Annotated in this window: 23 protein-coding genes and 3 tRNA genes; 9 read left to right on the forward strand and 17 right to left on the reverse strand. The window is 61.6% G+C overall.

Features of this window, described 5'->3' with window-relative positions; genetic code table 11:
• Nucleotide 1: 1 nt before the first annotated feature.
• From HMPREF1316_RS00280 to HMPREF1316_RS00315, 8 genes are all read right to left on the reverse strand, one after another.
• Nucleotides 2-676 (reverse strand): histidine phosphatase family protein, encoded by a 675-nt coding sequence (locus HMPREF1316_RS00280; RefSeq protein ID WP_021724878.1) that lies wholly within the window; start codon nt 674-676, stop codon nt 2-4.
• Complete coding sequence (locus HMPREF1316_RS00285) at nt 663-1475, reverse strand: pseudouridine synthase (protein ID WP_040650645.1); 813 nt, start codon at nt 1473-1475, stop codon at nt 663-665. Before HMPREF1316_RS00285 ends, HMPREF1316_RS00280 begins: the two co-directional genes overlap by 14 nt.
• Complete coding sequence (scpB, locus tag HMPREF1316_RS00290; RefSeq protein WP_021724908.1) at nt 1468-2184, reverse strand: SMC-Scp complex subunit ScpB; 717 nt, start codon at nt 2182-2184, stop codon at nt 1468-1470. The genes HMPREF1316_RS00285 and scpB overlap by 8 nt, the downstream gene beginning before the upstream one ends.
• Complete coding sequence (locus HMPREF1316_RS00295; protein ID WP_021724886.1) at nt 2184-3002, reverse strand: segregation and condensation protein A; 819 nt, start codon at nt 3000-3002, stop codon at nt 2184-2186. The genes scpB and HMPREF1316_RS00295 overlap by 1 nt, the downstream gene beginning before the upstream one ends.
• Nucleotide 3003: 1 nt before the next feature.
• Nucleotides 3004-3696: a site-2 protease family protein gene (locus HMPREF1316_RS00300; protein ID WP_021724876.1), complete on the reverse strand. Its 693-nt coding sequence runs from the start codon at nt 3694-3696 to the stop codon at nt 3004-3006.
• Nucleotides 3697-3711: 15 nt separating this feature from the next.
• Nucleotides 3712-4248: a hypothetical protein gene (locus HMPREF1316_RS12920; protein WP_051332848.1), complete on the reverse strand. Its 537-nt coding sequence runs from the start codon at nt 4246-4248 to the stop codon at nt 3712-3714.
• Nucleotides 4241-6232, reverse strand: coding sequence for an ABC-F family ATP-binding cassette domain-containing protein (locus tag HMPREF1316_RS00310; protein ID WP_021724894.1), 1992 nt, complete (start codon nt 6230-6232; stop codon nt 4241-4243). The genes HMPREF1316_RS12920 and HMPREF1316_RS00310 overlap by 8 nt, the downstream gene beginning before the upstream one ends.
• Nucleotides 6233-6337: 105 nt before the next feature.
• Nucleotides 6338-6718 carry a VOC family protein gene (locus HMPREF1316_RS00315; RefSeq protein WP_021724901.1) on the reverse strand — a complete coding sequence of 127 codons (381 nt, stop codon included), beginning with the start codon at nt 6716-6718 and terminating at the stop codon, nt 6338-6340.
• A gap of 83 nt (nt 6719-6801) precedes the next feature.
• Here HMPREF1316_RS00315 and HMPREF1316_RS00320 point away from each other — a divergent pair.
• From HMPREF1316_RS00320 to HMPREF1316_RS00330, 3 genes are all read left to right on the forward strand, one after another.
• Nucleotides 6802-6877: transfer RNA gene (locus HMPREF1316_RS00320), tRNA-Ala, on the forward strand.
• A 43-nt stretch (nt 6878-6920) separates the two neighbouring features.
• Nucleotides 6921-6996 (forward strand) — tRNA-Ile (locus HMPREF1316_RS00325).
• Between the two features lie 209 nt (nt 6997-7205).
• Nucleotides 7206-8159 carry a N(5)-(carboxyethyl)ornithine synthase gene (locus HMPREF1316_RS00330; protein WP_021724905.1) on the forward strand — a complete coding sequence of 318 codons (954 nt, stop codon included), beginning with the start codon at nt 7206-7208 and terminating at the stop codon, nt 8157-8159.
• Nucleotides 8160-8239: 80 nt separating this feature from the next.
• Here HMPREF1316_RS00330 and HMPREF1316_RS00335 read toward each other — a convergent pair.
• A tRNA-Val gene (locus tag HMPREF1316_RS00335) sits at nt 8240-8314 on the reverse strand.
• A gap of 189 nt (nt 8315-8503) precedes the next feature.
• Between HMPREF1316_RS00335 and HMPREF1316_RS00340 the strand changes: the two genes are divergently transcribed.
• Both HMPREF1316_RS00340 and HMPREF1316_RS00345 read left to right on the forward strand, forming a co-directional pair.
• Nucleotides 8504-8881, forward strand: a complete 378-nt coding sequence (locus HMPREF1316_RS00340; RefSeq protein ID WP_021724883.1) for a hypothetical protein — start codon at nt 8504-8506, stop codon at nt 8879-8881.
• A 148-nt stretch (nt 8882-9029) separates the two neighbouring features.
• Entirely contained in the window at nt 9030-10283 is a 1254-nt protein-coding gene (locus HMPREF1316_RS00345) for an Nramp family divalent metal transporter (RefSeq protein ID WP_040650647.1), read from the forward strand.
• A gap of 3 nt (nt 10284-10286) precedes the next feature.
• On the opposite strand, the gene HMPREF1316_RS00350 is transcribed toward HMPREF1316_RS00345, so the two are convergent.
• The 7 genes from HMPREF1316_RS00350 to HMPREF1316_RS00380 form a co-directional block, all read right to left on the reverse strand.
• Nucleotides 10287-11147: an aldo/keto reductase gene (locus HMPREF1316_RS00350; protein ID WP_021724889.1), complete on the reverse strand. Its 861-nt coding sequence runs from the start codon at nt 11145-11147 to the stop codon at nt 10287-10289.
• Nucleotides 11148-11177: 30 nt separating this feature from the next.
• Complete coding sequence (locus tag HMPREF1316_RS00355; protein ID WP_021724900.1) at nt 11178-11438, reverse strand: hypothetical protein; 261 nt, start codon at nt 11436-11438, stop codon at nt 11178-11180.
• A gap of 95 nt (nt 11439-11533) precedes the next feature.
• Nucleotides 11534-12466, reverse strand: a complete 933-nt coding sequence (gene garR, locus HMPREF1316_RS00360) for a 2-hydroxy-3-oxopropionate reductase (protein ID WP_021724897.1) — start codon at nt 12464-12466, stop codon at nt 11534-11536.
• A gap of 22 nt (nt 12467-12488) precedes the next feature.
• Nucleotides 12489-13649: a glycerate kinase family protein gene (locus tag HMPREF1316_RS00365; RefSeq protein ID WP_021724882.1), complete on the reverse strand. Its 1161-nt coding sequence runs from the start codon at nt 13647-13649 to the stop codon at nt 12489-12491.
• Between the two features lie 45 nt (nt 13650-13694).
• Nucleotides 13695-14603 (reverse strand): dihydrodipicolinate synthase family protein, encoded by a 909-nt coding sequence (locus HMPREF1316_RS00370; RefSeq protein WP_021724887.1) that lies wholly within the window; start codon nt 14601-14603, stop codon nt 13695-13697.
• Nucleotides 14604-14629: 26 nt separating this feature from the next.
• A complete protein-coding gene (locus HMPREF1316_RS00375; RefSeq protein WP_021724891.1) occupies nt 14630-15955 on the reverse strand; it encodes an enolase C-terminal domain-like protein in 1326 nt (441 codons plus the stop codon).
• 135 nt (nt 15956-16090) lie between these two features.
• A complete protein-coding gene (locus HMPREF1316_RS00380; RefSeq protein ID WP_021724898.1) occupies nt 16091-17437 on the reverse strand; it encodes an enolase C-terminal domain-like protein in 1347 nt (448 codons plus the stop codon).
• A gap of 211 nt (nt 17438-17648) precedes the next feature.
• Between HMPREF1316_RS00380 and HMPREF1316_RS00385 the strand changes: the two genes are divergently transcribed.
• Complete coding sequence (locus tag HMPREF1316_RS00385) at nt 17649-18776, forward strand: CdaR family transcriptional regulator (RefSeq protein WP_021724885.1); 1128 nt, start codon at nt 17649-17651, stop codon at nt 18774-18776.
• Nucleotides 18777-18874: 98 nt separating this feature from the next.
• Here HMPREF1316_RS00385 and HMPREF1316_RS00390 read toward each other — a convergent pair whose 3' ends face one another.
• Nucleotides 18875-20278 carry an SLC13 family permease gene (locus tag HMPREF1316_RS00390; protein WP_332248139.1) on the reverse strand — a complete coding sequence of 468 codons (1404 nt, stop codon included), beginning with the start codon at nt 20276-20278 and terminating at the stop codon, nt 18875-18877.
• Nucleotides 20279-20548: 270 nt separating this feature from the next.
• Between HMPREF1316_RS00390 and HMPREF1316_RS00395 the strand changes: the two genes are divergently transcribed.
• From HMPREF1316_RS00395 to HMPREF1316_RS00405, 3 genes are read left to right on the forward strand one after another with little or no spacing between them, the layout of a single operon-like run.
• Nucleotides 20549-21412: an MBL fold metallo-hydrolase gene (locus tag HMPREF1316_RS00395; protein WP_021724881.1), complete on the forward strand. Its 864-nt coding sequence runs from the start codon at nt 20549-20551 to the stop codon at nt 21410-21412.
• Nucleotides 21402-22925 carry a UxaA family hydrolase gene (locus HMPREF1316_RS00400; RefSeq protein ID WP_040650651.1) on the forward strand — a complete coding sequence of 508 codons (1524 nt, stop codon included), beginning with the start codon at nt 21402-21404 and terminating at the stop codon, nt 22923-22925. Before HMPREF1316_RS00395 ends, HMPREF1316_RS00400 begins: the two co-directional genes overlap by 11 nt.
• 41 nt (nt 22926-22966) lie before the next feature.
• Nucleotides 22967-23398, forward strand: coding sequence for a GNAT family N-acetyltransferase (locus HMPREF1316_RS00405; RefSeq protein WP_021724893.1), 432 nt, complete (start codon nt 22967-22969; stop codon nt 23396-23398).
• Nucleotides 23399-23407: the final 9 nt, after the last annotated feature.

Here is a 23407-nt window from a genome sequence, read left to right on the forward strand (position 1 = left end):
ATCACTCGCCCCTCTCCATAGTGACGGTCGTATCCATGCCCAACAGCTCGGGGTGCTCGGCCCTGAGCTTCACCTCCTCGGGCGAGAGCCCCAGCGCCGCCAGCGTATAGCGCCCGCCGTCCCAGGAAAGCACCTGGGAGCTCACGTTGGGTAGCCTGAGGTTCCAGAAGGTCTCCAAGGGAATGTGGAGCGCGGCTCCCACGAGCGCTCGCGTGAAGCCTCCGTGCGTGAGGCACGCCGTACGCCCCGAGAGCTGCGAGAGCTCCCCCAGCACGCCCGTCGCGCGACCCATGAGGTCCTCGAACGACTCTGCGCCCGGTGCGGGCAGGGAGTGCCCCTCCTCGTCACGGGACCAGGGGAAGTCATAGCCCTGCGTACGGAGCTGTGCCACGGTCAGGCCCTGGGCGGAGCCAAACTCGATCTCCGCCAGATCATCCATGATGACGCAGGAGATGCCCAGGCGGTCGGCCGCCTCCTCGCCGATGGCCTTGCAGCGCGCAAGGGGCGACGTCAGGATGCGGTCGGGCCGCCATGCCTCGATGGCATCGATGGCCCGGAACATCTGCCGCTCGCCCTCGGGCGTGAGGTCGACGTTCTTCCTGCCCGAGAGAAAGTGCTGGACATTGGCGACGGTCTGCGGATGACGCATGAAGAGGATGCGATTAACCTCTGCCATGGTCTCCTCCCCCTTCAAGAAGTGCCTCGAGACTCGCCTGCTCTGCGAATGAGAGCCTGCGCAGCTGACCAGGAAGCATCCTGCCGAGCTTGAGCGGACCGAACTCGTCCCGGTGCAGGCGGATGACCTCGTGGCCCACGGCCTTGAGCATACGCTTCACCTGATGCTTCTTGCCCTCATGAATGGTAAGCCCCACCACGGAGCAGCCGTACGGCACCCCCTCGCCCACCACGGGAAGGGCACGCCCGTCGTGTGGGCCGATCCTCTCCACCTGGGCGGGACGTGCCTTGTCCGTGCGCATGGACACGCCTTGCTCGAGCCGACGAACGTCCCCTGCGCCCAGCGTGCCACGCACGAGGGCCACGTAGTGCTTCTCCACATGGTTCGAGGGATGCAGCATCCTATTGGCCACCTCGCCATTAGTGGTGAAGAGCAGGAGGCCCGTCGTGTCCGCATCGAGGCGTCCCACGGGGAAGAGGCCGGGATATGTGTGGGTGGGCACGAGCTCGGCCACGCAGCGCCTGCCCTGGGGGTCGCTCATGGTGGTCAGACAGCCTGCGGGCTTGAAGAGCATGAGGTACACATGATCGTCGGTCAGCGTGCAGGGGACGCCATCCACCGTGACCGCGTCCACGGCGAGATCCACCTTGCTGCCGAGCTCGCTCACGACCTCGCCATTCACCCGCACACGTCCGGCGGTCATGAGGTCCTCGGAACCGCGCCTGCTCGCCACGCCCGCACGGGCGAGGAATCGCTGCAGGCGCATGGTGCGCGGGTGCCCTGACGCAGGCTCACTCATCGCTGGCATCCCCACCATCCCACGCGAAGGCGGACTCGTCCTCGTCATCGGAGACACCGCCATCGTCATCCAGAAGGTCACGCTCGTCATCGATGTCCTCGGACGTCTCCTCGAGCGTACTCGAGAGGGTGCGTCCCGAAAGGCGCTCGCGGATGAAGCGCCTGGACTCCTCGTCGGGGGCAAAGTCCTCGAGCCTGGGCAGCTCGGAGAGGGATCTCAGGCCAAACTGCTCGAGGAAGCGCTGGGTGGTGCCAAAGAGCGTCGCCCCGTTGCGCGCCCCCTCGTGACCCGCCACGCGCACGAGGCCCTTCTCCCTGAGCGAGGCGATGACGCCATCGGAGTTGACGCCGCGCACGCCGCGCACGCCCTCGCGCGAGACGGGCTGATGGTAGGCGATGACGGCGAGCGTCTCGAGCGCCGCCTGGCTCAGCTGGCGGGTGTCCCAGCTCAGGACATAGGACTCCACCTCGTCGTGGAAGGCGGGATGCGTGAAGAGCCGCCATCCCCCCGCCACCTCACGCAGCTGGAAACCGCGGTTGGCATCGGCGTACTCTGCCGCGAGCACGGCCAGGGCCTCGGACACCTCACCGGGTGCGGCCCCCAGGGCCCTCGCAAGGTCCACGGCCGGCACGGCATCGCTTGAGACCAGCAGCAGCGCCTCGAGGCGGGACCGCAGGTCACCATCGTCCAGATGCTCAAGATCCTCCATCAGAGGTCCTCCTCACTGCTCGTGAGCTCGGAGTCGTCCAGCTCGAAGGTGGGGGCACCCTCCATGCGACTGACGCCGATCTCACCAAAGGCGTCCGATTGGGAGAGTGTCACCACCCCGCGCTTGGAGAGCTCGAGGATGGCCAGGAAGGTTGCCACCACGGTCTGCGCGCGCAGGTCGCCATCGAGCAACTCGGAGAAGGTCAGGCGCGGCCTGGCGCGCGTCATGCGGTCGACCGAGGCGACCGTGAGGGCGATGGGAAGTCGCTTGGGGGCCACATGCTCCGCCTCCAGCAGGAACCCCTCACGGCGGCTGTCAAGGTCCGCGCAGATGACGGCAAGCGAGCGCAGGGAGATGCCCTCGAGGTAGTCAGGCATGAGCCCCAGGAACTCGGGGTCGGGGCCAGCCGTACGGGGCAGCATGCGGCCCTCCGCCTCCCTGCGCGCACCCAGTGCGGCGGCGGCATTCCTAAACTGCTTATAGGCGATGAGTCGCTGGACGAGCACCTCGCGCGCCGCCTCGGGCGAGAGGCTGGCGAGCCCCTCGTCCTCGGGGTCGCCCTCGTCCTCCTGGGGACGTGAGGCATCGTGCTCGGGCACGAGTGCCTGGGCCTTGATGTCCAGCAGCGTGGAGGCGACCAGAACGAAGTCGCTCGCCACGTCGAGATCGAGGGTTCCCATGCGCTCCACCTCGGTGAGGTACTGGTCGGTGACCTCGGCGATGGAGATGGAGCCGATGGCCACCTTCTGGCGCCCCACCAACTGAAGAAGCAGGTCGAAGGGTCCGCTGAACACCTTTGTCCGCACGGCAAACGACACGCTATCCCGTCATCCCCAAGAGCAGATCCGTGAGGTTGCCCGCCGTCGCGTCGAGATAGAGACCAAGGATGTCGACGTCGAGCACCATGGGCACGACATACAGCACGACGAGGAGGACGACCATGGAGTAGCGCTGCATCCGATAGTACCTGGCGAGGGCGCGATCCGAGAGAAAGAGCGAGATGACCTTGGAGCCATCGAGCGGTGGCAACGGAATGAGGTTGAAGAAGGCGAGCACAAGATTCACCTGGACGAACACGATCAGGAACCACGCCACCCAAGCGAGGACGGACGAGGGCGTCCCCATGAGGGCGATGGGCGCACCTCGCAGCACGAGCGCATAGAGCAGCGCCCCCACCAGGGCCTGCAGTATGTTGCAGCAGGGCCCGGCAAGGGCGACGAGCACCTCCCCCACGCGGTGGTTCCTGAGATTGTAGGGGTTATAGGGAACGGGCTTGGCATAGGCAAAGATGGGGCCGCCCATGAAGGCCATGAGGAGCGGCAGGATGATCGAGCCGAAGGGGTCGAGATGCGCCGCAGGGTTGAGCGTGAGACGTCCGGCGTTCTTGGCCGTGGGGTCGCCCAGCCGATAGGCGACGTACCCATGGGCGCACTCGTGCAGGATGGACGAGAAGATGACGACGACCACGGACATGACCATCAGGACAAGGCGGTAGGTGGACAGAGAGCTCATGGGGATCCTCCCTAGCTAGCGCATGCGCCAGCGACGTGCCAGACGGCAGAGCATCCAGTCGATGACGAACAGTATGATAGCGGTAAGGGCGAAGTCTCCCCGGAAGGCGCCGCCCAGGGGCGTCTCCACCACGAGCACGCCCAGAAGCGGTCGGGGAATCCACCGACCCACGACGTTCATGAGACCGACCAGATAGAGGCGCATCGACCCCGAGAGGCACGCCGCGGCTATCACCAGCACCGAGAGCACGATGGCACAGATGCGGCAGATGACGGCAACGACGTGGGCGACGGTCCCGAGCGCGGATGCACCCGCCCTCGAGGAGGGGTGTGGTGGCCGCGCCCGCCGCTCGTCCTCGTAGGAGTAGTCATACCCCGTGCGCGAGGGGCTGGGAACCGCCTGCCTGGTGAGTGGGGGTTGCTGCTGGTGGGAGGCCGTGCGGGGCATAGGCGCCGTCGCGTGCGGCCGCGCCCCCACACGCGTGGCGTCACCGGCCCGCTGTGGCGTGCCGGCGGTGTCGCCGGGACGGTCGCTCCTGAGGTGGCTAGGCATTGAGTCCCTCCTCGATCCTCTCGGTCAGTTCGAGCCACTCCTCCTCGAGCGGGGGAATCTTCCTCGAGAGGTCGTTGTACTCCTTCAGGGCCCTGTCGAACGCAGCGGCATCGTTGTAGAGGCCCTCGGAGGCCATGAGGTCCATGAGCTCCTTGTAGCGCTTCTGCGCAGGCCTGAGGGCGGCCTCCACCTGCCTGAGGCGGCGGCGCTCCCCCCGCACGGCCCTGCTCGCGGCATTGCGGCGCTCGGCTTCGGCACGGCGCTGCTCGCGCGTCTTCACCTTGCGCCCCGTCGACCTCTCCCCCTCCATGGGTGTGGGCCGAGCGGACGGCGGTGCCGGCGCCGGCACGGGCCCCGGCACCGCCACATCCGCAAGCTCGGCGCGCTTGAAGAGGTAGTAGTCGTAGTCGCCGTCGTAGAGCGTCACCGTGTGGTCGCGCACGTCCACGACCTTGTTGGCAACGGCACGCACGAGATGCTCGTCGTGGCTGATGAGCACGATGGTGCCCGGGAAGCTTCTCAGGGCCTCCTCAAGCACGTCCACGGAGTCGATGTCCAGATGGTTCGTGGGCTCGTCCAGGCAGATGAGCGGATCGGGTGCCACGAGCATGCGTGCGAGCGCCAGGCGCGCCTTCTCGCCACCGGAGAGCACGCCCACCCGCTTGTCCACGTCGTCCCCATGGAAGAGGAAGGCCCCCAGCAGGCGGCGCTCCTCGGAGGTAGTCCAGCCAGGGGCAGCCGCGTCCATCTCCTGCAGCACGGTGTTGCCCTCGGTGAGGGTCTCGAGCTGATGCTGCGCGTAGTAGGACTGCGTCACGTTCTGGCCCAGCTCGATGGTGCCCGCCGTGGGTGGCTCGTGGTTGTTGATGAGCTTCATGAGCGTGGACTTGCCCGCACCGTTGGGACCCACGAGCGCCACGTGGTCGCCCCGATAGAGCTTGAGGTTGACCCCCTCGTATACGAAGGTGTCACCATAGCTTTTCGCGACGTTCTCGAGCGAGACCACCAGGTCGCCCGTGCGCGGCGGGTCCGGGAAGCGGAAGTGCACCCTCTTGGAGGACTCCGGCAGCACCACCAGCTCGTCCTCGATCTTCTCGATGCGGCGTATGCGCTCCTGCACCTGCTTGGCCTTGGTGGGCTTGTAGCGGAACTTCTCCACGAAGACCCTCATGTGGTTGATGTCACGCTCCTGCGCGGCACGCTTGGCGCGCAGCTGCTCGAGGTTGTCCTCGCGCTGACGCAGGTAGCTCGAATAGTTGCCCACATAGGTGGTGAGGCGCTTGTTCTCGAGCGCAGCCACATGGCTCACGCAGGAGTCCATGAACGAGCGGTCGTGACTCACGAGCAGCACGGCGCCGTCATAGCCGGAGAGGAACGACTCCAGCCAGCTCACGCTCTCGAGGTCGAGATGGTTGGTGGGCTCGTCGAGCAGCAGCAGGTCGGGATGGCGGAGCAGCAGCTTGGAGAGGGCGATGCGCATCTGCCAGCCACCGGAGAACTCCGAGGCGGGCTTGTCGAAGTCCTCCACGGGAAAGCCGAGACCACCCAGGATCTGGCGGGCATGTGCCTCGAGCTCGTAGCCACCCAGTCGCTCGAAGCGGTCCTGGGCGGTACCATACTCCTCCAACAGCGCATATTGCTCGTCCCCCTCGGGCATGGTGGAAATCTGGCGCTCCATGTCCTTGATGCGCGTCTCGAGCTGCCGTATCTCCCGGGCAGATTCGACGACCTCGGCCAGGGCGCTCCTGTCGCCGCCGATGTGGGTCTCCTGCTCGAGGTAGCCCACCGTGGCGCCCTTGGCAAGGCTCACCGTGCCCTCGTCGGCAGACTCCTGTCCCATGAGGATCCTGAGCAGCGTGGTCTTGCCGGCACCGTTGGGGCCGACGAGCCCCCACCGCTCGCCGGCGTTGAGCTGCAAGGTAGCGGCCGAGTACAGAACCCGGCCGCCAAAGGACTTTGATAGCTTGTCCGCAAGAACGATCAAACGGCACTCACTCCCTGGTTCGAGCGACAGGTCTGCTCCAGTATATGCGACAGCGCAGCCGCGTTTGGCCATCCCCCGCCAACATACAGAAACCCACCAGCCGCGCTACCGATCGCAGGTGAGGTGGATGGCAAAGCCCGCAATCTGTCGCTTGAAGTAGATGAGGTGAATGGAGCCATCGGGGTTGAGGGACATCGTCTCGGGGTTCACCTCGAAGCCACGCTGCGCAAACCACTCGATGGCAGCGGGAATGTCGTTGACGTAGAAGCCGATGTGGCCCTTCTCGCCACGTGCGGCCTCGGGCAGCATGACCTCCACGAGCGTGCCGGCAAAGACGGAGACGGGTGCCGTCACGCTGCGTCTGAGCCCTATGAGCACAGAGAGGAGGGCCACGATCTCCTCGGCCTCCTCCTTGCTCGCGGCGTTGATGCCCACATGTGAGATATGCATATCGAACAGCTCCACGGGACCGTCCTGCTGCTCCATGGTTCCCTCCCTGAGTCTGGGGACTTCCAAAAAAGTCCTTGACCGGCACCCTGCGTTTGGTAATATACCTCTTGCACCAGCGCGGGGAATTAGCTCAGTTGGGAGAGCGCATGACTGGCAGTCATGAGGTCAGGGGTTCAAATCCCCTATTCTCCACCATGCCATCGAGGGCGGCGGCTTAGGTCGTCGCCTTTTTCTATCCGGGCCTATGGCGCAACGGTTAGCGCAGGGGACTCATAATCCCTGGGTTGGGGGTTCGAATCCCTCTGGGCCCACCACATGACCAGCCCGCCGCCACAACGTTGGCGGCGGGCTTTCCTCGGCCCGACGGGCGCGCCAGCCGCCACTCGCGGAACAGGATCGCCTCAAGCGCATCGCGAACGCATATAGTAGTATGCATGGTTGCGAAGGGGCCTGGCTGGCTCCCAGTCCTCATCAGGAATCATAGTTCACCACGGTGCGCCTTCGCATAGAGGAGGCGACTGTCATGAGCATAGGGTTTCCCATTCCGTCAAAGGAGCATGAGTCGAGGCGGGCGCTCCTCCCCTCCGACCTTGCCGTCATCGAACGCCCCCAGGACCTTGTGTTCGAGCGGGGCTATGGCGACATCCTGGGAATCACCGACGAACGGTACACGCGTACGGGAGCACGGACGGGCTCGCGCACCGAAGTGTTGGCGTGTGCGAGCATCGTCGACCCCAAGGTGGGCGACGCTGACTACCTTGGCAGCCTGGCACCGGGAACCACCATCTTCGGTTGGGTGCATGCGGCCGAGAACCCCGAGGTCGCCGATGCGCTCACGAAGGGCGGCCTCACGGCCTATGCATGGGAGCACCTGTACGAGGACGGACGGCACGTCTTCTGGCGCAACAATCAGCTTGCGGGAGAGGCGGCCGTGCTGCATGCGTTCCTCTGCCAGGGACGGATGCCCCAGGGGCAACGGGTTGCCGTCATCGGCCGAGGAGACACGGCCTTGGGCGCCATCGGGGTGCTGGAGGGGCTCAGTGCCAACGTCACCGTCTATCAGCGCAGGACCGAGGCGCTGCTGCGCAAGGAGCTCCCCTCGTTCGATGTCGTGGTCAACTGCGTCATGTGGGATCTCACGCGCACGGACCACATCCTGTCGCGCGATGACGTGGCGCGCATGAGGCCTGGCTCCCTCATCATCGACGTGAGCTGCGACGAGGCCGGTGCCATAGAGACGAGCCACCCCACCACCATAGATCACCCCACCTACACGGTCGAGGGGATCCTGCACTACGCGGTCGACCACACGCCCTCGCTCGTGTACGGGACCGCCTCGGAGGCCATCTCGGCAGCCGTGGCACGCTACGTCAACGAACTGAGCCGTGGGAGGCATTCCAAGGCGCTTGAGGGTGGTCTCATCGTCCGCGATGGCGTGCCCGTCCGCCGCCGGACGCCACGGAGCGCGGGCAACTGATGCGGCTCGTGCGTGCGCGGCAGAGGGCAGCGCGACAGAAAGGGCCAGGGCCCGCAGGGACCCTGGCCTTGTGCACGCCATGGTGGGCGATGCTGGATTCGAACCAGCGACCCCTTCCGTGTGAAGGAAGTGCTCTACCCCTGAGCCAATCGCCCGTGCGGAAGAGATACTACCAGAACATTTCCCCACAGCCAACGGGAATTTGGCATTGTGGGCAAGGGGGATGTCTGAGCTGGACGTCACCACCCCACAGCCTCGCGGAACGGACGCCCCGCACACGATCCGCGATTCGCTACACTAGGTACATGTGAGATGACATACCGACGCAAGAAGAGGGATGCCCCATGACGCCGGAGAGCAAACGACTCAAGGTTGGCTGTCTGATTGCCATGACCATAGGCCTTGCCGCCATCATCGTTGGCATTGGGCTCTTGCTCACTGGCTCGCGGGGCGTTCCCCTGGTGCTTGCCACCATCTTTGGCGTGCTCTGCCTCTTTGCGGCCGCCCGTGGATCCATGCTGGCCAATGTGCCCGCGAATGCGGGAAGGGTGTTCGTGCTCTCCCTCGTCATCGCCCTGGCCTGCATCCTCATGGGAGTCGCCATGGCCGTCCTCTTTGCCGCAGAGATGGTCGCCAACGTACTGTTTGCGGCGATGACGCTCATCATGCTCGTCGTTGCTGGCCTCGCGCGCGTCATCGTCAACAAGCTGTCTCGCGTGTAGGGCACATGCACGCAAGAGTGGTGCCTCGGGGCATTCGACAAGGGCCGAGTGCCCCGTCTCATGTCGAACGGTGCGCATGGTTGCCTGATATTGCTATATCAGGGGTAACGGCATCTGCATGAGGGATAGGGACGGCAGGGAGTGGCCTATGGTTGCAGCGCTTAAGAGGCTCTTTGGCTCCGTGCACACGGGGCAGCGGGGCGGTCTCGACATACTCAAGTTCATAGGTCCCGGCCTGCTCGTCACCGTGGGCTTCATCGACCCAGGCAACTGGGCAAGCAACATGGCCGCAGGCTCGACCTTTGGCTACGCGCTACTCTGGGTGGTCACACTCTCCACCATCATGCTCATCGTTCTGCAGCACAACGCCGCACACCTGGGCATCGTGAGCGGCCTCTGCATCTCGGAGGCCACGACCAAGTACCTGCCCGGCTGGCTTGGCCGGGGGCTGCTGACAACGGCACTCGCCGCCGTGGTGGCAACGACGATGGCCGAGGTGCTGGGTGGGGCTATCGCCCTCCAGATGCTCTTCGGGCTCGACCTGCGCCTAGGCAGCGTACTGGTGGCCGGCGTCTCCCTCACGCTGCTGCTCACCAACTCCTACCGGCACATCGAGCGCTGGATCATCGGCTTCGTCTCGCTCATCGGACTCTCCTTCCTGGTGGAGGTCCTCATGGTGCATGTGGAGTGGCCCGCGGCCACCCTAGGCTGGGTCTCTCCCAGCTTCCCTGCGGGTTCGATGCCCGTCGTCATGTCCGTGCTCGGTGCCGTCGTGATGCCGCACAACCTCTTCCTTCACTCCGAGATCATCCAGAGCAGGCGCTTCGATGCACAGGGTGATGACGTCATCCGCGAGCGGCTGGACTACGAGTTCGTCGACACGCTCCTCTCCATGGTCATAGGCTGGGCCATCAATTCCGCCATGGTCATCCTGGCGGCGGCCACCTTCTTCCGGCATGGCATCGCCATCGACGACCTCGCTCAGGCCGCAAGCGTCCTCTCCCCCCTCGTGGGGCCGGCCGCAAGCCTCATCTTCGCGGTGGCGCTCCTGCTTGCGGGTCTCAGCTCCTCGGTGACGGCAGGCATGGCCGCAGGCACCATCACGGCAGGCATGGCGGGCGAGCCATACGACATCCACGACCGCCACTCCTCGCTGGGCATCGTGGCCACGTTCGTGCTGGCCGTGGCGACCGTCTTCTTCGTGGGCGACGCCTTCCAGGGGCTCGTGTGGTCACAGGCGCTGCTCTCGCTCCAGCTGCCCTTCACGATATTCCTGCAGATCTACCTCACGTCGTCCAGGCGCGTCATGGGCGCGTATGCCAACGGCCCGGGCCTCAAGGCACTGCTCGTCCTCATCGGCCTCGTCGTGACGGCACTCAACCTGGCGCTGCTGTTCGGCTAGATGTCACTCCATATCCAAAGGGACCTTATGCGTCGGCGGCGGAAAGGCGTCGTCGAGCAGGGCAAGGTCATCGGAAGTCAGCTCAATCGTGCGGCTCTCCCAGTTTGCCAAGATGTGCCTGACGCTCGAGCTGCGTGGAATGGCAATGACATGCTCGTCATGGAGCGCGAAGGCAAGCAGCACCTGCAGGGGCGTAATGCCATGGTGCGCCGCAACCTGCCTCACGGCCTCGTCCTCGACAAGCCCTTGGCGGAGTCTTCCCGCCTGTGCCAAGGGACAGTATGCCATGAGGGGAACGCCATTCCCGTTCATCCAGGGCAGTAGGTCATATTCAATGCCGCGCGAGCCCAGGTGGTAGAGATCCTGGTTTATAAGACAGTGCTCTCCCCCTTCGACATCCATGAGCTCCTCCATGTCATCGAGGTCGAAGTTAGAGACGCCCCAGCCAAGGACCTTGCCGCTCTCGACGAGCTCCTCCATGCATGATACCGTCTCTTCAAGAGGAATCTGGCCGCGCCAATGGAGCAGGTAGAGGTCGAGGTACTCCGTTCCCAAACGGCTCAGCGTGCCGTCAAGCGCGCGAGACATGCTACGTCGACCCGCATGGCATGGATAGACTTTGGAGACGATGAAGAGGCTCTCGCGGTCGCGTCGGCGGATGGCATCGCCCACCAACTCCTCCGTGGCGCCATCTCCGTACATCTCCGCCGTATCGATAAGCCTGACGCCCGCATCGAGCCCAGCCCGCAGTGCCGATAGCTCCATGGGACGTGGGTGCAGCCCCTCCGCCAGATGCCATGTCCCCATACCAAGACGGGGCATCTCCCGACCATCCTTGAGCATGACCGTTTCCCTGTATGTCATGGCCTCACACGCCTCCCTTCGGTCTCTCTGCTACCACGGCATCCTCCAGGCGGATGCCCATGAAGCGCGCCATGCCTTTGACGGCACGACCTGTGAGACACAGATGATGACCGTATCGCACTCGATTCGTTCACACCCATCGGAACGTGCCGTGACAATGCCCTCGCCATCGAGGATGGACGTACGGAAGATGGGTCCACGCTCATTGATGGACTCGATGGGCTTGCCATACCCGCTCTGGGCGCCATCAAGCTGGGGAAGGTCCGCCTCCTCGATGGTGTGAGGTGCCACCTGCGTCCTCCCCCACGGAACGGCCCAAGGACAAGGGAGCGCAGCCCCTTGTCCTTGGCACGCGACATCCGGTGCACTGCAAAGGTGTTCTCAGGCTATCCCTGCAGCTTGAGGTCGTTGACCATCTCGTACCATTCGGCGATGCCGGAATGGTCGTCCTTCTCGTGGCCGTGTGCCTTGAGCGACTGCATGATCTCCATGGCCAGCGAGGTGAAGGGCGCGACGATGTTGACACCATGGGAGGTGTCGAGCGCGTTCTGGAGGTCCTTGATATGCAGCTCGATGCGGAAGCCCGGATCGAAGTTGCCGTCAAAGATCTTCTGGGACTTCTGGTCCATGACCACCGAGCCCGCAAGGCCGCTACGGATGGCCTCGTAGACGCGGGCGGGGTCGACGCCCGCCTTCTTGGCGAGCGAGTAGGCCTCGGAGATGCCCGCGATGTTGATGGCGACGATCATCTGGTTGGCAAGCTTGGTGATGTTGCCGGCACCCACGCCACCCACAAGGGTGACCGTCGAGGCCATGGTCTTGAGCAGGCCCTCGTACTTGTCAAAGACGCTCTGCTCACCGCCAACCATGACGGCGATGGTTCCGTCGATGGCCTTGGGTTCACCACCGGAGACGGGTGCGTCGAGGAAGTCGACGCCCTTCTCGGCGAGATGAGCGGCGAACTCGCGGGACTTGATGGGGTTGATGGAGCTCATGTCGATGACGGCCTTGCCGACGGAGAGACCCTCGAAGACGCCGCCCCCATCGAAGAGCGCGCTCTCGACGTTGGGTGAGTTCTGCATCATCGTGATGACGACGTCAGACTGCTCGCCGACCTCCCTGCCGCTCGCGGCCGACATGCCACCCGCCGCGACGATGGCATCTATGCGGTCCTGGTGATGGTCGTAGGCGACGACGGTATGGCCTGCCTTCTGGACGTTGAGCGCCATAGGCTTGCCCATGATGCCGAGACCGATGAATCCTACCTTCATGCCGTTCCTTTCTCGAACGCTTGCATATTCGCCCTCCTCAAAGGGCATGAAACCCACCCATCCCCGATGCCTACGGCACTGGGATGGGTGTCCTTCCCAAGAGAAATGCCCGCATGGCACTCTCACCTGCCAGGGGTATGCTCACGGCGACCCGTGCCAGACACTCCTCGAGTGTAGCGGGTTCCGTCGTTGTCGGAATGACAAGGCCGATGCCTTCGCGATAGATAGCGCCAAGGTCATCGGCCCTGCTCCCGACGATGGCCACCACAGGGACGCCATGCTGTCTTGCGATGCGTGCCACACCCACCGGTGCCTTACCGTTAGCGGACTGCGAGTCCATACGACCTTCGCCCGTGACGACAAGGTCGCAGTCTCTCATGTCCTCCTCGATCCCAATGGCATCCAGCACGAAGTCGATACCCGAAACCACACGCGCCTCGCAGAGGGCAATGAGAGCAGCCCCGAGGCCTCCTGCGGCACCGGAGCCAGCCACATCGGCGGCATCGGAGCGGACGTCGCGCTTGAGCAGATAGCCATAGTTCTCCATCCATGCATCCACAATCGGAAGATCATCCTTGGCGATGCCCTTTTGCGGACCATAGACATAGACCGCGCCACGCCTGCCTGCCAACGGATTGAACACATCGGTTAGGGCGATGAACTCCGCCTGGCGCACGCGATCATCCACTCCCGTGATGTCGATGGCATGGAGCTCAGAAAGACCGGCCAAACCATCCGTCACCTCACCGCCATCGGCCGCCAGGAAGCGGACGCCCAAGGCCTTGGCCATGCCCATGCCCCCGTCACTTGTGGCACTGCCCCCCAGGCCCACATACATGTGCTCCGCCCCCCTGTCGAGGGCATCGAGTATCACCTCGCCCACGCCGCGCGTCGATGCGCAGAGGGCATTGATGGCGGTCTGCTCGATGAGAGTTATTCCACTGGCCTCCGCCATCTCAATGACCGCAGTCCGTTCCTCCTCAATGAAGCCGTAATGGGCCGTGACATCAGCGCCCAAGGGTCCTGTCACGCGCACCGAGCACACCCGTCCCCCACGTGCCGAGATGAGTGCATCCATGGTACCCTCCCCGCCATCGGCTATGGGGCACCTCGTAACCCGCGCATCTGGAGTGACGCGCAGGATGCCCTCGGCAATGTAGTCGTTGACACGCCTACTGCTCGCCGACCCCTTGAACGAGTCCGAGGCTACGATCACGTTGAGCGAAGCCATGAGCCACCTCCCTTCAGAGCCTCTGGTATCACACTGCCCACCCGGCTACAGGTATCCGCCATCCCTCATGGCCCTCTTCATGCCCTCGAGCGCGGCACCGGCTGTGGGCTCTGTCGGCAGCACGGAAGGCCCGACGTCCATGCCCATGAGGTTGGCCATGTCCTTGGTTGCCGCCGGGAAGCTTGCGACATCCTGGGAGAGACGGATGGGGTTGAGCCTGAACTGGCATGCCCTTGACCCCTCGTAGTCTCCGGCAACATACTTGTCATAGATGCCACACACAAGCTCGGGGAACATGTTGGCGGTCGAGCACACGGCACCATCGGCGCCACAGCACAGGCCAGGGAACACGATGGTGTCCTTGCCTGAGAACACGGTAAAGGTGACATCGGCAGTCTGGCGTATGAGCTCCTGCAGATCGGTGATGTTGCCCGTGGAATCCTTGATACCCCTGACGTTCCTCAGTCTGTGGGCAAGGGACACGATGGTGGCGATGGGAATCGGATAGCCCGCACGGCCGGGGTTGTTGTAGACGAACATCGCCGTATCAGGGACGGCCTGCGCAATGGCCGCATAGTGGTTGTAGAGGGCTTGATCCGTAGGCCTGATGAACATGGGCTGCAAGACGGAGATGGCGTCTATGTCCAACTCGGCAGCACGCTTCGCGAGCGTGATACATGCGCTCGTGCGGATATGGCCTATGCCAAACATCACCGGCACCCTGTCGGAGGTCTCGTCGAGGATCTCACGGGTGGCATCGATCATCTCGTCATCATCGAACATATAGAACTCTGAGTTCGATCCGAAGGCCAAGATGCCGTCCACCCCATGTTCGATGACATAGTCGACCTGCTTGCGAAGCTTCGCCGAATCGATCCTCCCCTCCTCATCCACGGGTGTGAGGATGGGGACGAAAATACCCTTGAAGCGTTCGTCTTTGATAGGTTTGGACATTGTGTGTGCTCCTCGGATGCGTTGGACTAGCGAACCATCGACGGGCGCTTGGGGTCGAACTTCCAGCCCGGGATGAGATACTGCATGCCAATGGCATCATTTCGCGTTCCCAGGTCGTTCTCAAGGAAGAGCCTATTGGCCCTCATGACGGCGTCACGATCGATCTCGAGACCCAAGCCGGGGACGTCGCGTGGAACGGCCACGCGTCCATCTTCGATCCTGGGCGGCCTCTTGGTGAGTGCCTGGCCGTCCTGCCAGATGTAGTGCGTGTCGCAGGCGTTGTAGAAGCCGGGGGCGGCAGCTGCGGTCTGGGCCACCATCGCCAGCGAGATGTCGAAGTGGTTGTTGGAGTGGACGCCCCAGGTGAGGTCGAGGTCATGGCAGAGCTGGGCCACGCGCGTTGCACCCTCCATCGTCCAGAAGTGCGGGTCGGCCAGGGGGATCGTCACGGAGTCGAGCCTGATGGCGGCCTTCATCTCGCGCCAGTCGGTTGCGATCATGTTGGTGGCCGTGGGAAGGCCCGTGAGCCTGTGGAACTCCGCCATGACCTCACGGCCGGAGAATCGGCCCTCGGCACCGCAGGGGTCCTCGACGTAGGTGAGCGTACCAACCATGTCCTTACATAGGTCGACCGCCTCGGCGAGCGACCAGCAGCCATTGGGGTCGAGGTCGATGCGGGCATGGGGATATGCCTGCTTGAGTGCCCTGATGGCCTTGATCTCCTCCTTGCCCGCGAAGACGCCTCCCTTGAGCTTGTAGTCGACGAAGCCGTAGCGCTCCGTTGCAGCCTTGGCCTGCTCGACGATGGCCTCGGGCGTGAGCGCGGGCTCACGGCGGATGCGGCCCCACGCGTCGGAGTCGTCGTCACCATGGATGTAGGGAAGGTCGGTCTTGCGATAGTCGGCAACGTAGAAGAGATAGCAGAGGAAGCGCACGGAATCGCGCTGCTGGCCCTCGCCCAGAAGGGCGGCAACGGGAACCTCGAGATGCTTGCCCAGGATGTCGAGCATGGCGGCCTCGATGGCCGTCTGCACGTGAACGGTGGTGCGCAGGTCGAACGTCTGGGCACCGCGTCCGCCCTGGTCAAGGCTCGCATACTTGTCATGGATGGAGCGCACGACATTCTTCCACTTAAAGACAGGCTTATCAACAACCAGGTCATCAATCTCGTTCAGGACTTCGGTGATCTTGGTCGATCCTGGCACCTCGCTGATCCCTTCGACGCCCTCCGAATCCGTAAGGATCACAATGTTGCGTGTGAAGTACGGGCCATGCGCGCCCGACAGGTTGAGCAGCATGCTGTCATAGCCTGCGACAGGGTAGACTTCCATCTTCTCGATCTTCGGTACCATGCGATCTCCATTCTCTTGAACGTTCCGCCCATCGCCTGTCTTGTACCTTACGAAGCCAGTGGAACCATTTCTATGGCTTCAATAATGAAAAGGGAAACCTAGAGTAAGGACGTGAGATAGTACATGTAACATACGCTATGGACGCACCATCGCTGGGAGGCTGGCATCATACGACCAGCCCGGAATGTAGAACCTCATGCCTCGCGCGTCGTCGCGCGTGCCACAGCCATTGTCCACATAGAGCCTATGCGCGGCGGCAAGCTTGTCGTGGTCGAGATCGATGCCCAGACCAGCACCATCGCGCGGCACCTGGAGACATCCATCCTCGAAATGGGGGGCCACCCTACCCAGGTGCTGGCCATCCTGCCAGATGTAGTGCGTGTCGCAGGCATTGATGACGCCGGGGGCCGCCGCGGCGGCTTGGGCCACCATCGCCAGCGAGATGTCGAAGTGGTTGTTGGAGTGGACGCCCCAGGTGAGGTCGAGGTCATGGCAGAGCTGGGCCACGCGCACGGACCCCTCCATCGTCCAGAAGTGCGGGTCGGCCAGGGGGATCGTCACGGAGTCCAGGCGGATGGCCGCCTTCATCTCGCGCCAGTCCGTGTCAATCATGTTGGTGGCCGTGGGGAGTCCTGTCAATCGATGGAACTCCGCCATGACCTCGCGCCCGGAGAAGCGGCCCTCGGCGCCGCAGGGGTCCTCGACGTAGGTGAGCGTGCCGACCATGTCACGACAAAGCTCGAGCGATTCCCGCAAGGTCCAACAACCGTTGGGGTCGATGGTTATGCGTGCGTCGGGAAAGCGCGCCTTAAGGGCGCGCACGGCCTCCATCTCCTCACTGCCCGCGAAGACGCCGCCCTTGAGCTTGAAATCGTGGAAGCCAAAGCGCTTCTGGGCAGCTTCGGCCTCATGGACGATGGCGTCTGGCGTGAGGGCGGGCTCACGGCGCACGCGCCCCCACTCGTCTGAGGTGTCGTCATCGTGTAGATAAGGCATGTCTGTCTTGCGATAGTCACCGATGTAGAAGAGATAGCCTAGAAAGCGTACGGAATCGCGTACCTGGCCCTCACCGAGCAGCGCCGCGACGGGAACCTCAAGGTGCTTGCCCAGGATGTCGAGCATGGGCGTCTCCACGCCCGTCAGAACGTTGGTCACCTTCTTGAAGATCTGCGCATGGGCCGTTTCCTGCCCACCTGACCCAGACGCCCCCCTCATCTGGTTCTCAAGCATCTTTCGGCAGCTCAGGACGACGTTCTTCCACTGCGCAATGGAGGCGCCCTCCACCAGGGGAATGCAGGACTCAAGCCTCTTGGTGATGACCTCACCGCCCGGGACCTCCCCCACTCCCTCGACTCCCTCGGAATCATGCATGACCACGATGTTGCGTGTGAAGAACGGCTCGTGCGCACCCGCCTGATTGAGCAGCATGCTGTCATAGCCTGCGACGGGAATGACCGCCATCTTCTCTATGGTGGCAACCATATCAACACCCTCCTGATATCTGCCTTGGCAATGCCTGATGGGCACCCTATGGCGTGTGTCCTTGTGACGAGGATAGACCCATCAGATCCTGACAGACATATTCCGTGAAACCGATAACCTGCATCCAGACATCGTTCACGGATGTCCTCTGTAACACTAATGCGCATGTACATAGAATGAGGACGATTCATCGTTAGGGAGAGAGACGCACATGGACCTGGACCCAAAGATCGCCCACAGCATCGTCACGAGCCTCAAGGACGTCATTAACCACGAGATCAACCTCTTCGACACCATGGGCTACGTCATTGCAAGCACGGACGAAAGCCGCGTGGGCACGCGCCATGAGGCGGCTCGCATCGCCGCCATGACGCAGAAGACGGTTCCTGTTGACAACAGCGAGCAGTTCAGGGGCGCGCGGCACGGCATCAACGTACCCGTCCTCTTCAATGAGGCCGTTGTGGCGGTCGTTGGCATAACGGGAAACCGAGAGGATGTGGAATCGTTTGGCACCATCATCGGCAAGATGACCGAAATCCTCATTCGCGAGAACCATGATCAGGTCGTGAGGTTTGACGAGCTCGAACGCTACGCCAACCTCATGAACCTGCTCGTACTCAAACGACATGACCACGGACTCGTCGATTACCTTGCCTCGGTGCTGGGCATCGACCTCACGGTCCCTCGCCGTGCCCTTGTTGGCAGGCGTACGGACAACGGGGCCCTCAATAAGTCGGGAGACGTCTATCCCATCCTGTATGCTCATTTTGCACAGGAGCCGCTGAGCTTCTTTTCGACGAGCGAGAATGAGGTAAGGATATTTACCGAAAAGTCTGGGAACCGACTCTCGAACTTCGCACGTGACATTCAAAGGGACCTGGAAGAACGGTTGAGGACGGACGTCTGCTTTGGTATTGGCAGCGAGGCGCACGGCGAGAACGAATACTGGCGTAGCTATGACCATGCGCGCAGAGCGCTGGATTGGACGATGTTCACCCACGACGGATCCATGCGGCACTTCCAGAGTCTTGATGCGGGCATCGTCTTCACGGCCATTCCAGACGATGAGTCAACGAATCTCGTGCGTCACGTGTTTGGAGACCTTCCCGACAAGGAGATAGATGACTATCAGCTCGTGTTCGATGCCTATACGCGTCATAACGGCAGCATCAAGCACTGCTCTGAGGAGCTCTTCCTGCATAAGAACACCCTCCAGAACCGCCTCAACAAGATCGCGCGTGTCACAGGGTACAATCCGCGCGAACTTGCCGACTATACGGTGCTCTCCATTGCCTTCACCCTGAGGAGCTACCTACGCTCCAAGACAACGAGACCTTAACGCTGGGATTCACACGAACGGGTGCGCCAATGCCCGGTGGCTCCGCCTTGCGGAGCCACCGGGCAAAACATCGCAAGACGTCCGATGTCGTACCTGCGTTATGGCATGAACACGCCCGTCACGATCCCAAAGAGCACGACGATGACGTTGAGCGCCCACAGCTTAAGGAATGAAAACTTGATATGCCCGTCGATCGTGATGCCGGTCAGGTCGGTAGCAATGTAGAGCTGAGGCTGTGCGACAACGGAGATCATGGAGCCGAAGTTCATGTAGAGGGCAACGATAACGACCTCCGCGGGCACGCCATACTGAGCCGAAAACGCGATGACCAATGGCATGAGCGCATAGAACCAGGTGTCATTCGTGAAAAGCAGCATAAGGGGCGTACTGAAGAGTGCAATGACGAGGTAGAGATAGGGGCCAAGCGCAGAAGGTACGATGGCCATGAGCAGTTGAACCATGGCATCCAGCATACCGCTATCCTGCATGACACCCACGACGACGCCAGAGAGAAGCACGGCCGGCAGCACGGGAAAAAGCGATCCCGCATACTTCTTGAGAAGCTTGTTCTGCTGTTTGAGATCGGGATAGTTCACTTGCAGGGCAATAACAAGGCCGAAGGCAAAGACATAGTACTGGGGAATGTCACCAAAGGCGATGAGACAGAAGATCAGAAAGGCGGTGAACATGAGGTTGAATGCAAAGCGATTGTGGCGAGAAAGCTCGGTGTCCTTGAACTGGGCTAGCAGCTCGGCATGAGAGACCTCTCCCGCCTCCTTGCGATTCCTACGCTCCCTGATGCCGAAGAAGATGGCAACACCAACCAGCATCACGAACATGAACACCTGAATGGGAACCAGCTTAAGGAAGAGGGCGGTTCCCGTGATACCTTGATCGCTCACAAGCGAGGCAGCGCGGAGGATCTTCGGGTTCCACGGCGTGTTGCACATGAGAAGGATGGCGACGCAGATGAGGAAAGGCAGAATCTTCTTATCAACCCCAAACTTCTCATACAAGGGAAGCATGAGCGGCACCGTAATAAGGAAGACGGAGGTGATGGAGCCATCAAGCTCGCAGATGCAGGCCACTATCACGGTCAGGATGCAGATGGCGGGTGCTGACACCCTGACATGTTTCATAATCGCCTTGACGATGTCATCGAACATGCCCGTATCCGCAATCATCATGAAATACGGAAGCGAGAAGAGCATCATCAGCGAAATGGATGTGGTCTTGCTAAAGCCATCCTTGAGCCACGTCCCAAAGGTGCCGGGAATGCTCGTGGCGTCTATGGGACCACCGGCCGCAACGAACAGGGCAATGAAGCCGGCGATCAAGGGGAACACCGTAAAGGCGAGCAGCGTGCTCACCTTGTTCTTGAGCAACACGACCGTAATGACAATCATGGTCGCAAAGCCCAGCAATGCCAATCCGAGATTCACTCCGATCCTCCAATCCCATAACGTCACATGTCCGAAGAGACACATGACAGCTGCCCACATGGATGCGGATACGACCACATCTCACAGAGGAATGGTACGTGTGAGACAAACCGATCAAAAGCACCCCGAGGACAGAAGTCAAAAGGATGGGTTCAACCAAAAGTAGTCTCCATACCAACTTGCCACAAAGATAACAGCAGGAAATAGCTTTTAGAACGTCATGCTTCCGCATGCATTACAGAATTTATGTTCCATAGACCCTTACCGCCCTATGACACGCCGCATAAGCTCAAAGGCGTGCGTTCGCCCAAAGGACTCGAAGGAGGATCCGTGAACAAGCCCATCTACTATGCTCCGGTTTCCCATCCTCGCCTGGGGGACGAGCTTGATTGCCCCCGCCGCCATGCCATAGACGTCTATCGGGTTGCTCCCCATGTTTGGAATGTAGGGGGCAACGATGATGTGTGCTGCTACCTGATCGACTCGGGAGATGGCCTCGTCCTCCTCGATACGGGCTATCGTGCCTCTGTCTACCTGCTGATTGACCACATCTGGCAAGCAGGGTTCGATCCCAGAGGCATTAGGAAGGTGTTGCTTTCGCACTGGCATTGGGACCACGTGAATGGCGCCTCATATATTCAAGGACTTTCGGGATGCGAGATCTGGCTCTCCTCCGTGGATGAGAAGCTTCACCAGAAGTGGAAGGACGACGTGAGCGAACTGCCTATGGCCCCCTATGAGATCACCGACACCTATGAGTTCTCAAGGCCCCTGGAGATTGGCCGCCTTTCTATTGAGACAAGGCTTGTTCCAGGGCACACACCAGGAGCCGTCGCCTTTCTCTTCAGCGACACGGACGAGAGCACAGGCAGGACATATCGATGCGCCATGCATGGCGGCTTGGGTGTGCCCATGATGAGGCCCGAGACCAGAGACAAATGGGACATCACCGAGGCTATGGTCAGGCAATTCGTCTCGAACTGTGAGGAGTTGTCCCGATGGCACGTGGATATCATGCTTCCCAGTCACGTGAATATGGGCAATGTCATTCCCAACATCCCAGCGGACAGGAACGACTATCGAACGTGGATCGCCCCCTATGCGTGGGGTGACGTGCTGAGGGATCGTAAGAATGTCGTCTTGGGATATTATCCCAAGGAATTCTTTGAGAGGGGGAGAGCGCATGAGCGGTAAGTTGGTCGTCAGGGTTGACGAGCGCGATAATGTGGCAATTGCTATTCGCGACTTAGCTGCAGGCGAGGAGGTAGCCCCTGGGATCCGCACACGTGAGGCAATACCGCAGGCGCACAAGGTGACCCTTGTCGATATCCCCAAGGGGGGTGAGGTCATTCGCTACGGCATCGTGCTTGGACATGCGCTTGAGGACAAGCCTGCAGGCTCATGGATCAATGAGCATTCGCTGCAGCTACCCGTTCCACCCCCACTCGAGCAGATGGAATGGGGTGTCGAGATCGGCTGGAATCCTCCTGTCCCTCCCATCACAACGTGGGAGGGCTACCGTAGTCCAGATGGGTTCTATGCGGGAACGCGTAACATTCTGGGTATTCAGACGACCGTCCAGTGCGTGACTGGTGTCGTCAACAAGGCAGTCCAGAAGATCAAGCAGGAGATCCTCCCACGGTACCCCCACGTTGATGATGTTGTCGCGATTAATCATGCGTATGGCTGCGGCGTGGCCATCAAAGCGACCGAAGCATACATTCCACAGAGAATCCTGCGCAATATCGCACGACATCCCAATTTTGGCGGGGAATTCATGCTCGTGAGCCTGGGGTGCGAGAAGTTCTCTCCAGAGCTCTTCTGCCAGGACAGGCCAGGGGACAATACCTCCGACAACGTCATCATCCTCCAAAAGTGCCATGGCTATGAGGATCAGATACGACGGATCTGCGAAATGGCCGAGCGCAAACTCGCCAGGCTCAATGAACGTCACCGCGAGGCATTGCCCCTCTCCGATCTCCTACTGGGTGTTCAATGTGGAGGGTCTGACGCCTTCTCCGGTGTTGCCTCCAATCCAGCCATTGGCTATTGTGTCGACCTGCTCGTGGCAGGCGGCGGCACGGCGATGTTCTCCGAGGTCACCGAGGTGCGCGACGGGGTCTATCTCATCGCCCGACGTTGCGTAGACGAGGCTACCGAGAAGAAGCTTGCACATGAGATGCGTTGGTACGACGAGTATCTCGCCAAGGGCGGAGCTGACCGCAGCGCCAACCCAACGCCTGGTAACAAGCGGGGTGGTCTTTCCAACATCGTTGAGAAGGCCATGGGTTCCATCGCAAAGAGCGGTACCTCCCCCATCGTCGAGGTACTCTCTCCTGGCGAACGCCCGACCAAGCATGGCCTCATCTATGCGGCCACACCGGCAAGCGATATCGTATGTGGTCCCTGTCAGCTCGCCAGCGGCATTGGTGCACAGCTCTTCACCACGGGACGTGGCACCCCCTATGGTCTAGCACAGATTCCCGTCCTCAAGATTTGCTCCCGCAGCGAGGTCAAGCGTATGTGGCCGGACCTCATCGACATAGACGCAGGGCCCATCTCGAGCGGAGAGCGCTCCATCCAGGCCATTGGTAGCGAACTCTTCACGCTACTCATCGATGTCGTCAGCGGTAGGAGACGGTCATATGCCGAGGAACACGGACTCGTCAATGATTTGTGCGTCTTCAATCCGGCACCTATCACGTAAGAGTCACGTATGCCAAGTAACCGCAACAGATAGGAGAACTTATGGTACGTTACGCCACCCTCTCTGATCTCACCGTCTCATACGAGCTCATTGGAACGACCATCGCAGGTGGAGACACGCTCAACAAGGGCATGTTTGCGCGAACCTTTGTTGATCAGCTCAACGAGGAGCGTCACAAGCTGGGTGTCTTCGAGACGGAGGATGGGGAGGTCGTCGGCTTCGTCGGCATCAACTGCACCTGGCAACTCCACGATGGCGTGCGTGTAGCTGAAGTCACAGAGCTTACCGTGGCGGAAGGCTATCGTGATGGTGACATTCGCTTCCAGCTCCTCGAATGGGCAACGGAGGTCGCTTGCGAGGCGGGTTGCGAACGGATGATTCTCTCGAGCCGGCTTGGTCACGATGAGAGTCATGGATTCTATGAGACCTATGGGTTCACCAAGACACACTATCGCTTCGACAAGGACATCTGATCATACGCG

It is taken from the genome of Olsenella profusa F0195 (genome assembly GCF_000468755.1).
Lineage (GTDB): Bacteria > Actinomycetota > Coriobacteriia > Coriobacteriales > Atopobiaceae > Olsenella_F > Olsenella_F profusa.

Coding starts and splice junctions, on each gene's coding strand:
- HMPREF1316_RS00345 (WP_040650647.1), top strand. CDS start 9,030: ATGGTTGCAGCGCTTAAGAGGCTCTTTGGCTCCGTGCACACGGGGCAG.
- HMPREF1316_RS00315 (WP_021724901.1), bottom strand. CDS start 6,718: ATGGAGCAGCAGGACGGTCCCGTGGAGCTGTTCGATATGCATATCTCA.
- HMPREF1316_RS00405 (WP_021724893.1), top strand. CDS start 22,967: ATGGTACGTTACGCCACCCTCTCTGATCTCACCGTCTCATACGAGCTC.
- HMPREF1316_RS00285 (WP_040650645.1), bottom strand. CDS start 1,475: ATGAGTGAGCCTGCGTCAGGGCACCCGCGCACCATGCGCCTGCAGCGA.
- HMPREF1316_RS00375 (WP_021724891.1), bottom strand. CDS start 15,955: ATGGTACCGAAGATCGAGAAGATGGAAGTCTACCCTGTCGCAGGCTAT.
- HMPREF1316_RS00385 (WP_021724885.1), top strand. CDS start 17,649: ATGGACCTGGACCCAAAGATCGCCCACAGCATCGTCACGAGCCTCAAG.
- HMPREF1316_RS00370 (WP_021724887.1), bottom strand. CDS start 14,603: ATGTCCAAACCTATCAAAGACGAACGCTTCAAGGGTATTTTCGTCCCC.
- HMPREF1316_RS00330 (WP_021724905.1), top strand. CDS start 7,206: ATGAGCATAGGGTTTCCCATTCCGTCAAAGGAGCATGAGTCGAGGCGG.
- garR (WP_021724897.1), bottom strand. CDS start 12,466: ATGCCCTTTGAGGAGGGCGAATATGCAAGCGTTCGAGAAAGGAACGGC.
- HMPREF1316_RS00280 (WP_021724878.1), bottom strand. CDS start 676: ATGGCAGAGGTTAATCGCATCCTCTTCATGCGTCATCCGCAGACCGTC.
- HMPREF1316_RS00340 (WP_021724883.1), top strand. CDS start 8,504: ATGACGCCGGAGAGCAAACGACTCAAGGTTGGCTGTCTGATTGCCATG.
- HMPREF1316_RS00380 (WP_021724898.1), bottom strand. CDS start 17,437: ATGGTTGCCACCATAGAGAAGATGGCGGTCATTCCCGTCGCAGGCTAT.
- HMPREF1316_RS00300 (WP_021724876.1), bottom strand. CDS start 3,696: ATGAGCTCTCTGTCCACCTACCGCCTTGTCCTGATGGTCATGTCCGTG.
- HMPREF1316_RS00350 (WP_021724889.1), bottom strand. CDS start 11,147: ATGACATACAGGGAAACGGTCATGCTCAAGGATGGTCGGGAGATGCCC.
- HMPREF1316_RS00390 (WP_332248139.1), bottom strand. CDS start 20,278: ATGTGGGCAGCTGTCATGTGTCTCTTCGGACATGTGACGTTATGGGAT.
- scpB (WP_021724908.1), bottom strand. CDS start 2,184: ATGGAGGATCTTGAGCATCTGGACGATGGTGACCTGCGGTCCCGCCTC.
- HMPREF1316_RS00400 (WP_040650651.1), top strand. CDS start 21,402: ATGAGCGGTAAGTTGGTCGTCAGGGTTGACGAGCGCGATAATGTGGCA.
- HMPREF1316_RS00365 (WP_021724882.1), bottom strand. CDS start 13,649: ATGGCTTCGCTCAACGTGATCGTAGCCTCGGACTCGTTCAAGGGGTCG.
- HMPREF1316_RS12920 (WP_051332848.1), bottom strand. CDS start 4,248: ATGCCTAGCCACCTCAGGAGCGACCGTCCCGGCGACACCGCCGGCACG.